Source organism: Falsiroseomonas frigidaquae, assembly GCF_012163145.1.
GTDB classification, from domain to species: domain Bacteria; phylum Pseudomonadota; class Alphaproteobacteria; order Acetobacterales; family Acetobacteraceae; genus Falsiroseomonas; species Falsiroseomonas frigidaquae.
This window is the reverse complement of the sequence record NZ_JAAVTX010000005.1, coordinates 373,641-391,189: the sequence shown is the minus strand read 5'-3', so window position 1 is coordinate 391,189 and position 17,549 is coordinate 373,641. Positions and strand designations below refer to the sequence as shown.

The 17,549-nt window shown below is 68.9% G+C and carries 16 protein-coding genes and 1 pseudogene; 4 read left to right on the top strand and 13 right to left on the bottom strand.

Annotated features, from left to right (window positions below):
- Nucleotides 1-24 precede the first annotated feature (24 nt).
- The 6 genes from purQ to purB form a co-directional block, all read right to left on the bottom strand.
- The gene (purQ, locus tag HB662_RS18145; protein WP_168051261.1) at nt 25-723 is read right to left on the bottom strand and encodes a phosphoribosylformylglycinamidine synthase subunit PurQ; all 699 of its coding nucleotides are present in this window, start codon (nt 721-723) and stop codon (nt 25-27) included.
- A 193-nt stretch (nt 724-916) separates the two neighbouring features.
- Nucleotides 917-1,144: a hypothetical protein gene (locus tag HB662_RS18140; protein ID WP_168051259.1), complete on the bottom strand. Its 228-nt coding sequence runs from the start codon at nt 1,142-1,144 to the stop codon at nt 917-919.
- A 6-nt stretch (nt 1,145-1,150) separates the two neighbouring features.
- Entirely contained in the window at nt 1,151-1,390 is a 240-nt protein-coding gene (gene purS / locus HB662_RS18135; RefSeq protein WP_168051257.1) for a phosphoribosylformylglycinamidine synthase subunit PurS, read from the bottom strand.
- Nucleotides 1,387-2,151, bottom strand: coding sequence for a phosphoribosylaminoimidazolesuccinocarboxamide synthase (purC, locus tag HB662_RS18130; protein WP_168051255.1), 765 nt, complete (start codon nt 2,149-2,151; stop codon nt 1,387-1,389). The genes purS and purC overlap by 4 nt, the downstream gene beginning before the upstream one ends.
- A gap of 156 nt (nt 2,152-2,307) precedes the next feature.
- Nucleotides 2,308-3,048 (bottom strand): NRDE family protein, encoded by a 741-nt coding sequence (locus HB662_RS18125; RefSeq protein ID WP_168051253.1) that lies wholly within the window; start codon nt 3,046-3,048, stop codon nt 2,308-2,310.
- 465 nt (nt 3,049-3,513) lie between these two features.
- Nucleotides 3,514-4,845, bottom strand: coding sequence for an adenylosuccinate lyase (gene purB / locus HB662_RS18120; protein WP_168051251.1), 1,332 nt, complete (start codon nt 4,843-4,845; stop codon nt 3,514-3,516).
- A gap of 118 nt (nt 4,846-4,963) precedes the next feature.
- On the opposite strand from purB, the pseudogene HB662_RS18115 reads away from it, so the two are divergent.
- Both HB662_RS18115 and HB662_RS18110 read left to right on the top strand, forming a co-directional pair.
- A pseudogene (locus HB662_RS18115) lies at nt 4,964-5,590 on the top strand (TerC family protein); the annotation flags it as partial.
- 164 nt (nt 5,591-5,754) lie between these two features.
- On the top strand, nt 5,755-6,363 hold the full coding sequence (locus HB662_RS18110; RefSeq protein ID WP_168051249.1) for a hypothetical protein: 609 nt from the start codon (nt 5,755-5,757) through the stop codon (nt 6,361-6,363).
- Nucleotides 6,364-6,418: 55 nt separating this feature from the next.
- On the opposite strand, the gene parE is transcribed toward HB662_RS18110, so the two are convergent.
- The 3 genes from parE to HB662_RS18095 form a co-directional block, all read right to left on the bottom strand.
- Nucleotides 6,419-8,431, bottom strand: coding sequence for a DNA topoisomerase IV subunit B (parE, locus tag HB662_RS18105; protein ID WP_168051247.1), 2,013 nt, complete (start codon nt 8,429-8,431; stop codon nt 6,419-6,421).
- A gap of 94 nt (nt 8,432-8,525) precedes the next feature.
- On the bottom strand, nt 8,526-9,020 hold the full coding sequence (gene dps / locus HB662_RS18100; RefSeq protein ID WP_168051245.1) for a DNA starvation/stationary phase protection protein Dps: 495 nt from the start codon (nt 9,018-9,020) through the stop codon (nt 8,526-8,528).
- Nucleotides 9,021-9,083: 63 nt separating this feature from the next.
- The gene (locus HB662_RS18095) at nt 9,084-10,703 is read right to left on the bottom strand and encodes an MFS transporter (protein ID WP_168051243.1); all 1,620 of its coding nucleotides are present in this window, start codon (nt 10,701-10,703) and stop codon (nt 9,084-9,086) included.
- A 90-nt stretch (nt 10,704-10,793) separates the two neighbouring features.
- Between HB662_RS18095 and HB662_RS18090 the strand changes: the two genes are divergently transcribed.
- Nucleotides 10,794-11,153: a DUF962 domain-containing protein gene (locus HB662_RS18090; RefSeq protein ID WP_168051241.1), complete on the top strand. Its 360-nt coding sequence runs from the start codon at nt 10,794-10,796 to the stop codon at nt 11,151-11,153.
- Between the two features lie 9 nt (nt 11,154-11,162).
- On the opposite strand, the gene HB662_RS18085 is transcribed toward HB662_RS18090, so the two are convergent.
- The 3 genes from HB662_RS18085 to HB662_RS18075 form a co-directional block, all read right to left on the bottom strand.
- The gene (locus tag HB662_RS18085) at nt 11,163-12,449 is read right to left on the bottom strand and encodes an NCS2 family permease (RefSeq protein ID WP_168051239.1); all 1,287 of its coding nucleotides are present in this window, start codon (nt 12,447-12,449) and stop codon (nt 11,163-11,165) included.
- 114 nt (nt 12,450-12,563) lie between these two features.
- Nucleotides 12,564-13,820, bottom strand: coding sequence for an amidase (locus tag HB662_RS18080; protein ID WP_168051237.1), 1,257 nt, complete (start codon nt 13,818-13,820; stop codon nt 12,564-12,566).
- Nucleotides 13,821-14,244: 424 nt separating this feature from the next.
- Nucleotides 14,245-15,387 (bottom strand): FAD-dependent oxidoreductase, encoded by a 1,143-nt coding sequence (locus tag HB662_RS18075; RefSeq protein WP_168051235.1) that lies wholly within the window; start codon nt 15,385-15,387, stop codon nt 14,245-14,247.
- Nucleotides 15,388-15,453: 66 nt separating this feature from the next.
- On the opposite strand from HB662_RS18075, the gene atzD reads away from it, so the two are divergent.
- Nucleotides 15,454-16,521, top strand: a complete 1,068-nt coding sequence (atzD, locus tag HB662_RS18070; RefSeq protein ID WP_168051233.1) for a cyanuric acid amidohydrolase — start codon at nt 15,454-15,456, stop codon at nt 16,519-16,521.
- Between the two features lie 6 nt (nt 16,522-16,527).
- On the opposite strand, the gene HB662_RS18065 is transcribed toward atzD, so the two are convergent.
- Nucleotides 16,528-17,535 carry an ABC transporter substrate-binding protein gene (locus HB662_RS18065; RefSeq protein WP_168051231.1) on the bottom strand — a complete coding sequence of 336 codons (1,008 nt, stop codon included), beginning with the start codon at nt 17,533-17,535 and terminating at the stop codon, nt 16,528-16,530.
- Nucleotides 17,536-17,549: the final 14 nt, after the last annotated feature.

The following is a 17,549-nucleotide window of genomic DNA, read 5'->3' as shown; positions in this document are numbered from 1 at the left end:
GAGGGGGCGTAGGGTGGGCTCGGCTCAGGCGGAGGCGAGCGAATCGAGCAGGCTGGTGAATAGCGGCAGCCCATCCGTCCCGCCCATCAGCGGGTCCACCAGATCCTCCGGATGCGGCATCAGCCCGCAGATGCGGAGGGTGGGGGAGAGGATGCCGGCGATATTGTCGCGCGCGCCGTTGCGGTTCGCGGCGGGCGTGATGGAACCCTCCGGCGTTGCGTAGCGGAAGGCGACAAGCCCTTCGCCATTCAGGCGAGCCAGGGTCTCGTCATCGCAGAAGTAGTTGCCATCGCCATGCGCCATGGGGGAGCGGAACACGGCGCCCTTCTGCCAATGGCTGGTGAAGGGCGTATCGGCCCGCTCCACCCGCATGTGGCAATCCATGGACAGGAAACGCAGCGTCGCGTTGCGCAGCAGGGCGCCGGGCAGCAGCCCGGCCTCGGTCAGGATCTGGAAGCCGTTGCAGACGCCCAGCACCAGGCCGCCTCGTTCCGCGAAATCCCGCACCGCGCGCATGATGGGCGACTGCGCCGCCATGGCGCCGCAGCGCAGATAATCGCCATGGCTGAAGCCGCCCGGCAGCACCACCAGGTCCGTCCCGGGCGGCAGGGCATCCTGCAGGTGAAACACCATGGCCGGCTTGCGGCCGCTGGCGCGTTCCAGGGCGATTGCCATGTCGCGCTCGCGGTTGGTGCCCGGGAAGACGATGATCGCGGATTTCATGGTGTCACCAGAATACCCAGAGGATCAGCCCGGCCAGGATGGCCAGGAAATTGAACAGCCCGAACAGCCAGGCCACGATGCCGTAGACGGAACCCAGCAGCTACGGCAGGCCCAGCGGCCGCAGGATCAGCTTGCCGAGCCGGGTGCAGATATCGACCAGCAGCTCGAACAGCTCCTGCATCACCAGTGCCGGCTATTCCAGCCAGATCCGGATCCAGTGCAGGCCGCCGGCGACGAACAAGGTCACCACCGTGGCCAGCGCCGCCGCCGTCACCCATCGGTCCAGGCCCTTCTTGCCGCGCGCCATCAGTCCCGGCCGCTTCTGCTGCGCCACCGCCGGCATGCGCTGCTCGCGCCAGCGCAGGCCCATCGCGATGAGGACCGTCAGCACCAGCATGACGAGGAGCGAGACCTTCACCATGGGAGGCTAGGCGAGCTCGACCTTGAAGGATTCGATCACGGTATTGGCCAGCAGGCGCCGCGCCATCTCCTCCGCCACGGCCCGGGCCTTGGCGGGATCGGCCTCGGAGAGTTCCAGCTCGATCACCTTGCCGGCGCGAACCTCGCCTACCCCGGCGAAGCCGAGGGACCCAAGGGCGTGGCCGATGGCCTTGCCCTGCGGGTCCAGAACGCCCGTCTTCGGCATGATGGTCACGCGTGCCCTCATTGCACCGTCTCCGGACCCTTCATGTCCCGCACGCCGGCCTCGGGCAGGATACCGAGGCGCTTGGCGACTTCCTGGTAGCCTTCCTCGACCTTGCCGAGGTCGCGGCGGAAGCGGTCCTTGTCCATCTTCTCACCCGTGTGGACGTCCCACAGGCGGCAATTATCCGGGCTGATCTCATCGGCCAGGACGATCCGCATCTCGTCATTCTCGTAGAGGCGGCCGAATTCCAGCTTGAAGTCGACGAGGGTGATGCCGACGCCGAGGAACAGGCCAGTCAGGAAGTCGTTCACGCGCAGCGCCAGGGCGACCATGTCGTCCAGGTCCTGGGTCGCAGCCCAGCCGAAGCAGGTGATATGTTCCTCGGACACCATCGGATCGCCGAGGGCGTCGTTCTTGTAATAATACTCAAGAATGGAGCGCGGCAGCCGCGTACCTTCCTGGATCCCGAGCCGTGTCGCCAGGCTGCCGGCGGCAACGTTGCGGATGACGATCTCGAGGGGAATGATCTCCACCTCCCGGATCAGCTGCTCGCGCATGTTCAACCGGCGGATGAAGTGGGTCGGGATGCCGATCTCCGCCAGCTTCATCATCAGGTATTCGCTGATGCGGTTGTTGAGCACGCCCTTGCCGGTGATCGTGCCCTTCTTCTGCGCGTTGAAGGCGGTGGCGTCGTCCTTGAAGTACTGCACCAGGGTGCCCGGTTCAGGGCCCTCGAACAGGATCTTGGCCTTGCCCTCGTAGAGCTGACGGCGGCGCGCCATGGTGCTGAAACTCCTCGACTGCCGCGCGCCCATGGAGCGGGCGCGCAGGACGACAGGCCGCGGCGGCCCGGTATCTGCCGGTGCTATAGCAGGGCGGGCCGCGAACCGCCACGTCACGGCGGAGGGTCCGTGTTGCGCCTGGATCAGATGAGGGTATCAGGCCGGGGGAAGTGCAACGTCCTCGTAGGGTGCGCTGCCGGGCGGGGCCGGGCAGAAGCGCCAAAGACGTGCGCCGGCGGCCCCGAACGCGATGAGGCTGGCGCAAACCGTGCCGAACCCCTGCACGGGCGGTATCCGCAGCGCCTCCGCGATACCCGCCTCGCCATGGTCTGAATCGGCCAGCAACGACTCCCAGGCCGTCCAGTCGCCCCGTTCCGGATCGGGTGGCGGGCTGGCTTCAAAGCGTGGCAGGTGCCGGCGAATGCGCGGACTGGTTGGATCATTGGGGTCGTGCGCCGTCACCATGGTCAGGCCGGCGCCGAGTTCGACCACTGCCGGGTGCCCCATCCCCGTGCCGCGCAGGAAGAAGGCCGATCTGGAATCCGAGATCACCAGGTTGAAGGGGCGCCAGGCCGCCGAATCCAGGGCGGCAATGGCCGTCGCAGCCTCGGCGGCGTTGGATGCCCCTGCCGCGCGGATCGGAAGCGAACCGCGCGAGGCTTTGCCTGCGGCTGGGCCCAGGCTTCCGGGGCGGTTGAGAACGGCACAGGCGACGCTGTTTCCCAGGGCCAGCCAGGTACCGCCCGCCATGGTATCCAGCCCGCCGACGATGCCGGGCTGGTCAGCCCAGTGCGCGGCCGGCGGCAGCCAGGGCCGATCCAATCTTTCGTCGCGGTTCGCGGCGATGAGCAGCGGCCAGGTATGGCCTGGGCGCCGCAAGATGATCACCGTGCACACGGGGCAGCGCACAAGGGTCTGGTCGTTCCATCAAAAGCGGAAGTAAAGCCCCACCCCCGGCGGCGGGCTATAGTACCGAGGCGGCGGCCTGTAGTAGCGCGGCGGAGGCGCGTAATACACGGGCGGCGGCGCATAGTAGACCGGGGGCGGCCTGTAGTGTCGAGGGCGCGGCGCATAGTGGCGTGGCGGCGGGCCGCGCCAATGACGGTGACCGTAGCCCCGGCCGCGATGCCGCCCGTCGACAAGAAGGAGCGGCGCATCCAGCTTGGCCTGCGCCATTACCTCCGCCGCAGCGGGTGCCGGTTCTCCTGCCAGAAGCAAGACTGCACCGACAGCCATGGGAATAAGCAGGGCGCGGAAACCCATCATGCAACCTCCCTTTCGTCGAGCCTTATCTAGGCTCCCCTTGTGGCGGTACCTGGGCAGTCTCTGGCTTGCGCGATGACACCCGCGTGACCACTACGCCTATCCAAGGACGCGGGCGAAAGTGTTGTCCACATGGATGAAGTCCCGCTGCGGGTCCATCGCCGCCTCCAGCGCCGATGCATCCATGCAGCTGGAAACCTCCGGATCTGCCAGCAGGTTGCTCCGGAAGTCCTTGGCGTCCGGCTTGCCCAGCGCCCGCCAGGTGGCCATGGCCGCGCGCTGGACCGCGGCGTAGGCCGCCTCGCGGCTCAGCCCGGCCTGGGTCAGCGCGAGCAGCACCTTCTGGCTATGCACGACGCCGCCGAGGCCCGCCAGGTTCTCCGCCATGCGTTCGGGGTATACTGTCAGCTTGGCCATCATGCCGGTCAGGCGCATCAGCGCGAAGTCCAGGGTGATGGTCGCGTCGGGGGCGATCACCCGCTCCACGCTGCTGTGGCTGATGTCGCGCTCATGCCAGAGGGTCACGTTCTCCAGCGCCGGCATGGCGTAGCCGCGCACCAGACGCGCTAGGCCGGTGAGGTTCTCGCTCAGCACCGGGTTACGCTTGTGGGGCATGGAACTGCTGCCCTTCTGGCCGGCGTGGAAGAATTCCTCCGCCTCGCGCACCTCGCTCCGCTGTAGGTGGCGCACCTCGGTCGCCAGCCTTTCGACGCCGCTCGCCACCACGGCGAGGGTGCAAAAGAAAGCGGCGTGGCGATCGCGCGGGATCACCTGGGTCGAAACCGGCTCGACCGCCAGGCCGAGCCGGGCCGCGACATGCGCCTCGACCCGCGGATCGACGCTGGCGAAGGTGCCCACCGGCCCGCTGATGGCGCAGGTGGCAACCTCGGCGCGGGCTGTGACCAGCCGGGCGCGGTGCCGCTGGAACTCCGCCAGGTGGCCGAGCAGCTTCAGGCCGAAGGTGGTGGGCTCGGCATGGATGCCGTGCGAGCGGCCGATGGTGGGGGTGTGGCGGAATTCCTCCGCCCGCGCACGCAGCGCTTCCAGCAGTGCATCGACATCGGCGATCAGCAGGTCCGCCGCCCGGGTCATCTGCACCGCCAGGCAGGTATCGAGCACGTCGCTGCTGGTCATGCCCTGGTGGACGAATCGCGCCTCTGGCCCAATGCCTTCGCCAAGCCAGGTGAGGAAGGCGATGACGTCGTGCCGCGTTTCCCGCTCAATCGCGTCAATGCGTTCCAGGTCGGCGGCGGTAATATCGGCGACCTTCGCCGCGCCGCCACGCCGGATGGCCTCGGCGGCACCGGCGGGGATGGTGCCAAGCTCCGCCATGGCTTCCGCCGCCAGGGCTTCGATCTCGAACCAGATCCGGAAGCGGGTCTCCGGCGACCAGATGGCGACCATCTCGGGCCGGCTGTAGCGGGGGACCATTGACCGAATTCCATGCGCGATTGGGTGCATGTGTCATGGCGCGGCGAGCAGGCGGTTGACAAGTCTCCCGCTCCGCATGGCATTAGCGCGGCCGCAAGCGGGATGGATGCACCGAGACATGGATTTTTCTTCATACGGGCCGGAGCTCGTCGCCCTCGGACAGGTTCTGTTCATCGACATCGTCCTGGCGGGCGATAATGCCATCGTCGTTGGCATGGCGGCCGCGGGTCTGCCGGCCGACCAGCGTCGCAAGGCGATCTTCTGGGGCATCATTGCCGCCACGGTCATGCGCATCGCCTTCGCTTCCATCACCGTGCAGCTGCTCTCGATCGTCGGCATCGTGCTGGCCGGCGGCGTCCTGCTGCTCTGGGTCTGCTGGAAGATGTACCGCGAGCTTCGCCATGGCGGCTCGCATGAGACCGAGGGCGTCGAGGCGCTTGAGGGCGAGGAGGGCTCGGGCCCGCCGCGCAAGACGCTGAAGCAGGCGATCATTCAGATCCTGGTGGCCGACGTGTCGATGAGCCTGGACAACGTGCTGGCGGTTGCCGGTGCGGCCAAGGACCATCCCTACATCATGATCATCGGCCTGGCCTTCTCGGTCGTGCTGATGGGTGTCGCCGCGACGCTGATCGCTCGCCTGCTGGACAAGCATCGCTGGATCGCCTGGGTCGGCCTGCTCGTCATTCTCTACGTCGCCATCAACATGATCTTCGAGGGCACCCACCAGGTGGCCGAGAATGTGCCGCAGGCCTACGGCTACCTGTTCCTGCCGCTGGGCTGGATGGCGCTTCCGGGCGTCTTCCCGGTCAGCCTTTGGGTGCTGGCGACCGTCATGCATGTCGCGGTGCTTGCCGTGGTCGCCACCCTCATGGTGGACCTCACCCGGCACGTGGCGCGCCGGAGCCGCGAATGAGGCGGCGCGCGGTTCCGGTACTCGGCGCCCTGCTGATCGGATTGATCGCGGGCTGCGCCGAGGCGCCGGGCGGCGCCGGGCTTTCGACGACAGGCCGGCCGGGTGACCGGCCGAGCCTTGAGCAGGCGGCAAGCCGCCTGCCGCAAAGCGTCGCGGACTTCACCCGCGGCGAAACCAACTGGCATGAACGCGAGCGGCCGGGTTTCGGGGTCGCCGTGGATTACGCTGGCCCGGCCCGCAGCGCGGTTTCCACCGTCAGCCTTTATGATCGCGGCCAGCGCCTGGTGCCGTCCGACATCACCTCCAGCACCATCCAGGGCGAGTTCCTCCAGGCGGTGCGGGATGCGATGGCGGTGGCGGAAGGGCGCACCAGCCAGGAGTTCACCGAGGGCGTCCGCTCCGTGCTCCCCATCCCTGGCCAGGCGCCGCTGCAGTGCATCGAGTTGAGCGGCACCTATGGCCGCACCCAGCTGCAGACCTTGCTGTGCCTCGGCGAGGCGGCGGGACGCTTCCTGAAGGTGCAGGTCACATCACCGGCGCGGCAGGTCCGACCGGTCGACCCGCAGCCATTCGTGGTCGGCATCGCGCAAGCGGCGCGCGGGTGAAAACGCGCAAGCGGCGCGTGGGTAGAAGCGCTGGTTGAGGAGGCGGTGCGGCCCGTCAGGCGTCCACCGCCTCCTCATCCAGTTTTGCCGCATTGTCCTGGATGAAGCGGAAGCGCAACTCCGGGCGGCGACCCATCAGCGCCTCGATCAGGTTCGACGTCTCCGCAATCTGCGACGTTGGCAGCACCACGCGGAGAAGCGTGCGGCGCTTCGGGTCCATCGTCGTCTCCTTCAGGGAGGCCGGCGGCATCTCCCCGAGACCCTTGAACCGGCTGACATCGACCTTCTGGTTGGCCTTGAATTCCTTCTTGAGCAGTCGCTCGCGATCCGCGTCATCGCGGGCATAGACCGTCTTGCCCTGTGCCTGCAGCCTGAACAGCGGTGGCTGAGCCAGGAACAGGCGGCCCTGGCGCACCAGCTCCGGCAATTCCTTGTAGAAGAAGGTCATCAGCAGCGCGGCGATATGCGCGCCATCCACATCGGCGTCCGTCATGATGACAATGCGGCCATAGCGCAGCCGGCCGATCTCGAACCGGTCGCCGGCGCCGCAGCCCAGCGCCTCGATCAGGTCGCGCAGTTCCTGGTTCTGCCGCAGCTTGTCGGCGCTGGCGCTGGCGACGTTGAGGATCTTGCCGCGCAGCGGCAGCACTGCCTGCGTCTCCCGGTCCCGCGCCTGCTTGGCGGAGCCGCCGGCCGAATCGCCTTCCACGAGGAACAGCTCGGTTCCATCCACGCCTTCACGGGAACAGTCCGCGAGTTTGCCCGGCAGGCGCAGCTTGCGGGTGGCCGATTTCCGCGGCGTCTCCTTCTGCTCGCGCCGACGGATGCGATCCTCTGCGCGCTCGATGCACCAGGCCAGCAGATTGTCCGCGCGCCCGGGATCACCTGCCAGCCAATGGTCAAAATTGTCGCGTAGCGCCGCTTCAACCAGCCGCGCCGCGTCCTGGCTGGTCAGGCGGTCCTTGGTCTGGCCTTGGAATTGTGGGTCGCGCACGAAAACGGAGAGCATGCCGGCCAAGCCGCCGAGCAGATCCTCCGCCGTGACATTCGCCGCCCGCCGCTCCTTCTTCAACTCGCCATAGGCGCGCAGGCCCTTCACCAGGGCGGCGCGAAGCCCGGCCTCATGCGTGCCGCCCTGCGGGGTCGGGATGGTGTTGGCGTAGGTGGATAGGAAGCCATCGCCCTGCTCCAGCCAGGTCACCGCCCATTCCACACGGCCCGCCCCCTCGGGAAAGGTTGCCTCGCCGGCCCAGGGGCTCGAGACGACAGGGCTGCGTCCTTCGGTGGAGGCAGCAAGGAAGTCGGAAAGACCGCCCGGGAAGTGCAGCACCGCCTGGGCCGGCGTCTCCGTCCCCGCGACCAGTTCCGCGTCGCAGGCCCATCGGATTTCCACGCCGCGGAACAGATAGGCCTTGGATCGGCATAGCCGGTGCAGACGGGCAGGGCTGAAGGCCTGATTGCCGAAGATCTCCTGGTCCGGCTTGAAGCGAATCTGCGTTCCGCGCCGATTGTGCACCGGCCCGACGGTCTTCAGCTTCTGCATCGGCTTGCCGCGCTCGAAGGCGTGGGCGAACAGGGTACGGTCGCGCGCCACCTCCACCTCCAGCCGCTCCGCCAGCGCATTCACCACGGAGGAGCCGACGCCATGCAGACCGCCCGAGGTCTCATAGGCCTTGCCGGAAAACTTGCCGCCTGAGTGCAGGGTGGTGAGGATCACCTCCAGCGCCGAGAGCTTCGGGAAGCGCGGATGCGGGTCAACCGGAATGCCACGGCCATTGTCGCGCACCGTCAACCAGTTGCCGGCCTCGAGGGTGACGTCGATGCGGTCCGCGTGCCCGGCCACCGCCTCGTCCATGGCGTTGTCCAGGATCTCGGATGCCAGGTGGTGCAGGGCGTTTTCGTCGGTGCCGCCAATATACATGCCCGGCCGCCGGCGCACCGGCTCCAGCCCCTCAAGGACCTCGATGTCCTTCGCAGAATACTCAGAGGGAGCCGCAGCGGGTGTCACGGCCGCAGCCGCCTTCGCCGGCGGCTTAGGGGCGCGGCTGGCCTTGAACAGGTCGTTCATGCTGTGTTCTCGAAATCCGGCCGGAAGATAGCGGCCGAAGGCGCGCCGCACAACCAAAGCGCCGGCGGCGCTTGGCCGTGCGGCGATTTCCGCCTCAGCGGTCGGTGGTGCCGGAGGCCTCGAGCATCCACAGCGCCTTGTCGAGATTCTTCGAAACGCCGGTCAGGATGTCCGCCGTATCGGCGTCCCCCGCCTCGTCGGTGTCGTCGATGCCTTCGCGCACTGACTTCGCCAGGGCGGCATAACGGTCGGTCAGCGCCGCGACATGTTCGGAGCCGAGCTTGATCTCGGCCGGATAGGCCGCCAGTCGGGTCTTGGCGGCGACGTCCTGGCTGGCGCCGACCGCGGTGCCGCCGAGCTGCACCAGGCGCTCCGCCAGCTCATCGATATCGGTTGCAAGCGTGTTGTAGAACGTCTCGAACATCAGGTGCAGGCCGTGGAAGTTCGGGCCCTTGACGTTCCAATGTGCCTGGCGCGTCGTGTTGTAGAGGTCGATGCTGTCAGTCAGGCAGGCCTGCAGCACCTCGATGGAGGTGGCCTTCGCATTGTCCTGCAGGTCGTTGCGGTTCTTGGGAGCGGACTTCGCCATGGGGTGTCTCCATTGCTGTTGCGTCGCGCCATAACGTAGCGACATGCGGCCGCGTTGCATCCCTCAGGAAAGCAATCCCGGCATGACATTCAGGTAGCGCGACGCTTCGGGTGCGGCCGGGCCGCCATGCAGGGCGGCGGCGCGGGCCAGCACGCTGCGATCCCATTCGGTCATCCGGCCTTCCTCCCGCAGATGTTCGGTCCAGCTGTCCATCAGCCACAATTCCACCCAGCGGTCCGGATGGGCGACATCCTCATACAGCCGCCACCCCTGTGCGCCGCTCCGCAGCCGCACCTGGCGGCAGGCCGCCATCGCGGCCAGGAAGGCGGCCCGGTCCCGGGCCGCGATGCGGTAGCGCACCACCTCCAGCACCCGTCCGCTTTCCTCGTTCAGCAACTGGGCGAGGGAGGGGGCGGCAGGTTCGGGCGTCGGCACGGCGGGAACGGGCGCGTCCGCTGCCAGGGCGGCGGTCTCCGCAGCCGGCGGCTCGATGGCGTAGCGCCGCACCAGCAGGCCGCCGCCCGCACACAACAGCCCGGAGAGGCCCAGCGCGGGCCCGATCCCGAAGGCTTCGCCGCCGTAGCCGCCGAAGCCCGCGCCCAGGGTCAGGCCGCCGAAGGTCACAAGCTGGTAGATCCCGATCGCCCGCGCCCGCACCCAGCTCGGAACGGAGAGCTGGGCGCTTGCCTGCAGGGTGGAAGCCCCGGCCAGCCAGCCGACGCCGTAGAGCAGCATGGCAAGCAATGCCACAGCCCAGTGCTGTGCCTGGCCCAGCAGGATCAACGCCGCGCCGGTGATGACCGCAGCCACGGTTACCGTCCCGCCGCGGTCCAGTCGCCCACGGAGCGACGGCAGCAGAAGGCCCGCGCCCACCGCACCGACGCCCATCCCCGCCAGCATGATGCCGAACCATTCGGGGCCCAGGCCTAGCTGCTGGCGCACCAGCAGCGGCAGCAGGCCCCAAAGTGCCGCCGCGAACAGGAAGAAGACGAAGCCGCGCAGCATCACCCCGCGAAGCACCGGGCTCGCCCGGGTGTAGCCGAGCCCGGCGCGGATCGCGGACAGGAAATGCTCCTTCGGCAGGGTGGCGCGCGGCGCCTCCCGCTTCCAGACCAGCAGGGCGACGATGACGGCCAGGAAGGACAGGGCGTTCAGCGCGAAGGTCGCCTCCGCCCCGGCCGCCGCAACGGTGAAGCCACCGATCGCCGGCCCGACCGTGCGGGACAGGTTGAAGCCGATGCCGTTCAGCACGATGGCACCGGTCAGATCCTGGCGTGGCACCGTCTCCGGCGTTGTCGCCGCCCAGGCCGGGGAATTCATGGCGGTGCCGATGCCGATGCAGAAGGTCAGCCCGACCAACCCCCAGGCGCCGAGATTGCCGGTCCAGGCGAGCACGGCCAGCAGCGCGCCGGCGCAGGCGATCCACGCCTGGGCCAGGATCAGGTAGCGCCGTCGGTCCACGATATCCGCCAGCGCCCCGGCTGGCAGCGCCAGCAGGAACACCGGCAGCAGGCTCGCCACCTGCACCAGGCTGACCATGAGGGGCGAGGGAGCGAGCGAGGTCATCAGCCAGCCGGCCCCGGTGTTCTGCATCCACATGCCGGTGTTGCTGCACAGGTTCGCGAACCAGAGCAGCCGGAAGGCGGGATGGCGGAGCGGGGTCAGGGCTGTCGGCAGTTGCATCGTGCACAGGGTGGCTAAGCTGCGACGGCAGGGGAAGCCTAAACCGAGACGTGAAGCGGTACGAGCGCTGCGCTCTGTTATGGCCAGGCCATGAACCCGCCGCGCCTGCAAAGCTATGAGGCCTTCTGGCTTCACTATCTGCGCCAGCACGCCGCACCGCGCACCCGGACGATCCATGTCGGCGGGACCCTGGCGGCCCTGGTGCTGCTGGCCTGGGGGCTGCTGGCCGGGCCGCTGTGGCTGGTGCTGGTGGCGGTCCTGGTCGGCTATGGCGCCGCATGGACCTCCCATCTCTTCATCGAGGGCAACCGGCCGGCCACCTTCGGCCACCCCCTGTGGTCGCTCGCCAGCGACTTTCGCATGGCGTGGCTGATGCTGACAGGACACCTGCAGGCGGAACTGGAGCGGGCCGGCGTGGCGCCGGACGGGCGGGAACCCCCCGCCGCCTGACCCGCCGCCTCAGCCGAGGGCGAACTTCACCGCCGACAGCGCAGCCAGCAGCCAGACCGCGCCATGCACCTCCCCCGCCCGGCCGGCCAGGGTTTTCACCAGCGCATAGCTGAGGAAGCCGAGGCCGATCCCGGTGGCGATGGAGAAGGTGAAGGGCATCGCCAGCGCCGTCAGGATCGCCGGCAGGTATTCAGTGGTGTCGTCCCATGCCAGGTCCTGCAGCCCCTTGGCCATGAGGCAGGCGACGAAGACCAGCGCCGGCGCCGTGGCGAAGCCGGGGATGGAGCCGGCCAGCGGGGCCAGGAACAGGGTCAGCAGGAACAGTCCTGCCACCGTCACCGCCGTCAGGCCGGTGCGCCCGCCGGCCTGGATGCCGGCGGCACTCTCGATATAGGAGACGGTGGTGGATGTGCCGAGCGCCGCGCCCATCATCGCGCCCCCCGAATCCGCCATCAGTGCGCGACCGAGCCGCGGCACGGACCCGTCGCGGTTCATGAGGCCTGCCCGGTGCGTGGTGGCGATCAGCGTGCCGGTATTATCCAGCAGATCCACCAGGAAGAAGGTGAAGACGATCCCGACCAGACCGATGCCGAGCGCCCCGGCGATGTCCATCTGCAGGAAGGTCGGTGCCAGGGAGGGGGGCAGGGAGGCGATGCCGTGGAATTCCGTCAGTCCGAAAGGCAGCCCGGCCGCGGCGGTGATGAGGATGCCAATCACGATCGCCCCGGTTACACCGCGCGCCACCAGCCCCGCGATCAGCACGAAGCCGCCGCAGGCGATCAGCGTGGCCGGCGTGGAAAGCGGGCCGAGGCCCACCAGTGTTGCCGGATTGTCGACCACCACGCCCATGCCGCGCAGTCCGATCAGGCCCAGGAAGAAGCCGATGCCCGCGGCAATGCCCAGCTTCAGCGACATCGGGATGCCGTTTACCAGCCATTCCCGGATCCGCAGGACGGAGACCAGGAAGAACAGCAGGCCGGAGACGAAGACGGCGCCGAGCGCTACCTGCCAGGGAATGCCCATGCCACCGACGACAGCAAAGGCGAAATAGGCGTTGAGCCCCATCCCCGGCGCCAGCGCGATGGGGAAATTCGCCAGCAGCCCCATCAGCAGGCTGCCGATGGCGGCCGCCAGGCAGGTTGCGACGAAGGCCGCCCCCGGGTCGATGCCCGCTGCAGCCATGATCGAGGGGTTGACCACCACGATGTAGACCATGGTTAGGTAGGTCGCGAGGCCCGCGAGGATCTCGGTGCGGGTTGTCGTGCCCCGCGCGGTGAGTTCGAAGAAGCGATCCATGCGGGACGACTCCGGCTGCTGCATTTCAGCCCGACCCTAGCTTCCAGGGCTATGATTGTAGAGACTTGGGGCTCGCCGTGCGGGCAGGCTTGCGCCGCGGGCCGGGCCCGCGCCTCACGCTCCGTCCAGCGCCTCCGCCACGCCCACCAGCAGCGCCTCGGCATAGGGGTGGCCGACGAGTTGCACCGAGGCGGGCAGGCCGCCATCCTCCGCGGGCCATGGCAGAGCGATGCTCGGAAGGCCGGCGAAATTGGCGAGGGCTGTGAAATCCGCCTGATCCACCGGCGCAGGTTTGCCATGGGCAAAGGCGCGCTGCGGCGCGGTGGGCATCAGAAGAAGGTCGAACCGGTCGAGCGCCCGCACCGTTGCCGCCTTGACCTCCTCCAGGCGGAACAGGGCGCGCACCAGCCGCGCCGTGCCTGCATCGCGGCCATAGGCCAGCGCGGAACGGAAATCGGGGCTGGCCGCCGCCGGGTCGTCGATCAGCGCCGCATGCAGCACGGCGGCTTCCGCCTCCAGCAGCAGCAGCCCGGCGCGGCGGGCGGCGCCGGGGTCCCATTCCGGCATCGCCACCGGCTCCACTGTCGCGCCCGCTGCGCGTAACCGTGCGGCCGCCGCCAACCAAGCGGCGCGCAGGACCGGCTCCATCGTCGCGGCCAGGACGGGCTCCGGCAGGCCGATCCGCAGATCTGCCAGCCGCGGCGGCCCATCCGGAACCGCTTGCCAGCCGGTTGGCGCAGGGCGCCAGGCGGGGTCTGCCGGGTCATCCGCCGCCATCGCCTGAAGCGCGAGCCCGGCCAGCCGCGGCGTGCTCGCCAGCACGCCGACATGATCGAGCGTCGGCGACAGGGGCACCACGCCGCTGCGCCCGATCAGGCCGCGCGTCGGCTTCAGACCGGTGACGCCGCAATAGGCGGCGGGTATGCGGACGGAGCCCATCGTGTCCGTTCCCACGGCGAGCGGCACGAAGCCGGCCGCAACCGCGGCACCGGAGCCGCCGGAGGAGCCTCCGGGCGTGAAGCCCGCACGCAGCGGGTTCATGCAGCGGCCGAAGCCTGGCGTATCCGTCGTCGCGCCCAGCGCGCCCTCATGCATCGCCAGCTTGCCGAGGATCACCAGCCCTGCCTCGCGGAGCCCCCGTACGCAGGGCGCGTCCCGCGTCGCCACCACGTCACGGAAGGCCGCGATGCCGCCTGTGGCCCGCAACCCGGCGACGTCGACATTGTCCTTGATGCCGATGGCAACCCCGCGCAGCGGGCCCTCGCCACGCGGCGGCGTGGCAAGGGCGCCTGTCGCATCCACCTGCCAGAAGGCGCCGATCGCCCCATCATGCTTTGCGATGCGCTCGAGCAGGGCCGGGATGTCGGTCATGCTGATGTCGTTCCTTGTCCGTGCCATGATCCGATCTGATGGGGCGCGTCAGCGCGAGACCCTGTCAATCATGTGGCGCCGTCTATGCGCCGTCTCCGGAAGCGGCGCCTTGTGCCCAGTACCTATCCGGAGAGGGCACGAAGATCGCGGTGACCGCCTTCGGCGCCAGGCTGGTCAACCTGTTCAACGCCGCTATGGCATGATCAATGTGCGCCGAACCGGCGTACTGGCTGCCCGCATCATGGACATTCCCCGGGCCCCGATCCTGGTGGACGTGTTGATCCGGGAGGCGCTGCCGCAGATCCTGGTGGGCAGGCACGGCTGCGTTTTCCCTTGCGCTGATCTTCGTGGCGGGTGCTCTCGGCCACCTGCTGAACCTCGCCTTCCTGCTGCTGGAGAATCGCTTCGTGCACGGGTCCGGGCACTAATCCACCTCTGTGTAGAGCTGCCGCAGCCGGTTGAGGAATTCCGGCTGCATCTTGCGGCGCGTGCCCGCCACCACGTCTGCTGGCGGCAGCAGCGTGTCGGACGCCGCCATGGAGAAGTCGCGAACAAAGGCCACACGCGAATCCCGCGCAGCCGCGACCGCCGCCGCGTCGCCGCCGGCCCGCAGAACGCGTGCGGCCACCACGCCACATTCCACCGCCTGCGTCGCCCCCTGGCCAAGTGTGGGCACCATCGCCTGCGCCGCATCACCGAGGAACAGGGCGCGCCCATCCAGCGCGTGTCGCAGGACTGGTACGACCGCGGACCGGGCCCAATGAATCTGCGCCACATGCTGGTCGATCTTCGCCAGCATCCAGGCGACGGCAGCACAGGGCGCGCCCGTCTTCGGCGTGAACAGGGCACGCTGCGCCACACCTGTCTTCATCGCCTCTGGAATTCGCTCATCCGCAGGCAGGGGGAAGGTGCCCGCAATGTAGACGGCGCCGCCCGGCACACGGAAGGACAGCAGCCGCGCATTGCCATTGAACCACTGGCCGTAATCATCATAGGGGCAGTCCGCCGCATCGGTCACCAGCAGCCGCCAGATGCAGACCCCGAGCAGCGTTGCGGGTGGTTCCCCCGCCGCCAGCGCTCTGAGCCGGCTGTAGCGGCCATCGGCGCCGACCAGCAGGTCGAAGCCGCCATCGCGCCGCAGGCCATCCGCGGTGCGGAATACTGGGACAAGGCGGCCTGCCGCATCTTCCTCGAGCGCCTCCAGCGCATGGCCATGGCGCGTGAATCCGGCCAGGGGCTCACGCAGCAGGCGGTAGAGTTCAGACCAGCGAATACGGACGCCCGGCTCCTCCGCCACCGCCAGCATGTCCAGGTCGAACAGCCGCGTGCCATCGGCCAGGTCCACGAACCAGCGCTGCCAGGGCAGCGAGGCCGCGCGCAGGGCCGCATGGCGCGCCGGCATGTGCAGGCGTAGCGCCTTGAGCGCATTAGGACCGATATTGAGGCCGGTGCCGGATTCCGCTTGATCGCCGGGTGCCACACGTTCGAAGGCTGTGACGTCGAAGCCCTGCAGGCCTTCCGCCAGCAGGCTGCCCGCAACGCCGGTGCCGATGATGCCGATCCGCATGAAGTGCCGCCCCAGAATCCGCGCAAGCCGGTGCAATCGGCGCGCCAGAGGCAGTATGCTCGCGGCATGCCGAACCTTGCCATCCACCGCCTGCCCATGGCCCATCCGGGCGACCTCTCGGCCCTGGCGGCGCTGATCGATCGCGGCGAGGTCCGCGCCGCGGAGATCCGCGCGGTGATCGGCAAGACCGAGGGCAATGGCGGGCTGAACGACTTCACCCGTGGCTATTTCACGCAGTCGCTGATGCTGCTGCTGTCACGCGCGACGGGCGAAGACTTGGCGGCGCTCGCCGGGCGAATTCCCTGCGTGCTGTCTGGCGGGACGGAGGGCGCGCTATCGCCGCACTACCTGGTCTTCGCCGTGGATCGCGCCGCTGCCGGCCCGCGCGGTCTGGCGCTGGGCACCGCCTTCAGCGCGCCCACGCCCGCTGCCGATATCGGGCGCGAGGCGCAGATCGAATTGGTCGCGCGGGCAGTACGCGATGCCATGGCGGATGCCGGCATTACGCGCGCGGAGGATGTGGTGCTGGTGCAGGTCAAGGCGCCCTGTGCCCAGGCGCCTGGGCCGGAGGCCCGCAGCGGCGATCCACGGCTTCTGATGGCCCTGTCCCGCGCCGCCGCGGCCTTCGGCGTCGGCCGTGCGCTCGGCGACATCCCGGACGGGACGGAGGACGATCTGCTGCGCGATCTGCTCAAGTATTCGAACCGCGCCAGCATCTCCTCCGGCATCGAGGTGACGGCGAATGAGGTGCTGGTTTTCGGCCATGCCGATGGCTGGGCGCCGGGCCTGACGGCGGGCGTGGCGCCGATGGCGGATCTGCTGGACCTGGATGGCGTCGTCGCTGCTTTTCATGCCGCAGGGCTTCCGGCCGCGCCCGCCGTGCCTGTCGCGCAAAGGGCGCGCGTGCTCGGCGTGCTGGCAAAGGGCGAGCCCGAGAAATCCGGCGCCATCCGCGGTGCGCGCCATACCATGCTGGGCGATACGGACCTGGATGCGCAGCGCCATTTGCGCGGTGCCCTGGGCGCCATCGTGGCCAGTGTCGCCGGCCAAGGGCAGGTCTTTGTCAGTGGCGGGGCGGAGCATCAGGGGCCGCCGGGTGGCGGCCTGGTCTGCGTCTTCGCCCGCGCTGTCTGAACCGCTTCAGCGCGCCGCGTCCACCACCGCATGCGTCCAGGCGCCGGTCGGCGCACGGGTGATCACGGGGGATTCGCCGCCCGAGGACAGCAGCGTCTGCACCGTGCGCTCGTAATCCGCCGGGTCCAGGCGGCCGCCGCCGGTGGTGTCCAGCAGCTTGGCGATCTCAGCCATCATGCGGCGCTGATGCGCCTCCGTCTGCGCGCCGGAGGCGTCGTTGTCCAGCACGATGGCCGCCGCCGCATCCGGGTTCTGCCGCGCCCAGTCCCAACCCTGCATGGAGGCGCGCACGAAGCGGCCCATGCGGGCGACGAAGGCGGCGTCGCTCAGCCGGTTCTCCAGCACGTACAGCCCATCCTCCAGCGTCGCCACGCCCTGGTCGGCATAACGGAAGACGGTGAGCTGGTCCGGCCGGAAGCCGCCATCGATGACCTGCCAGTATTCATTGTAGGTCATGGTGGAGACGCAATCGGCCTGGCGCTGCAGCAGCGGGTCCACGTTGAAGCCCTGGCGCAGCACGCGCACGCCCTGCGGCGTGCCATTGGTCGGCAGGTTCAGCCGCGCCATCCAGGCGAGGAACGGGTATTCATTGCCGGAGAACCAGACGCCCAGCGTCCGGCCGCGCAGATCGGCCGGGGTGCGGATGCCGGTCTCGGCGCGGCAGGTCAGCATCAGTCCGGATTGCTTGAAGGGCTGCGCGATATTCACCAGCGGCACGCCGCGTTCGCGGCTGGCGAGCGCGGCGGGCATCCACTCCACCACCACATCGGCGCGGCCACCGGCCATCACCTGCGGCGGGGCGATATCCGGCCCGCCGGCATTGATGCGGACGTCGAGATTGGCGGCCCGGTACATGCCGCGCGCCTGCGCCACGTAGTAGCCGGCGAACTGCGCCTGGGTGACCCACTTCAATTGCAGCGTGACGCGCTCCACCCCTTGGGCCTGGGCTTCAGCCGCCGCGGCACCCGCCAGCAGGCCGAGGCCCACCAGCCCGGCCAGAATGCTTCGTCGCATCGTGTCTCTCCTGC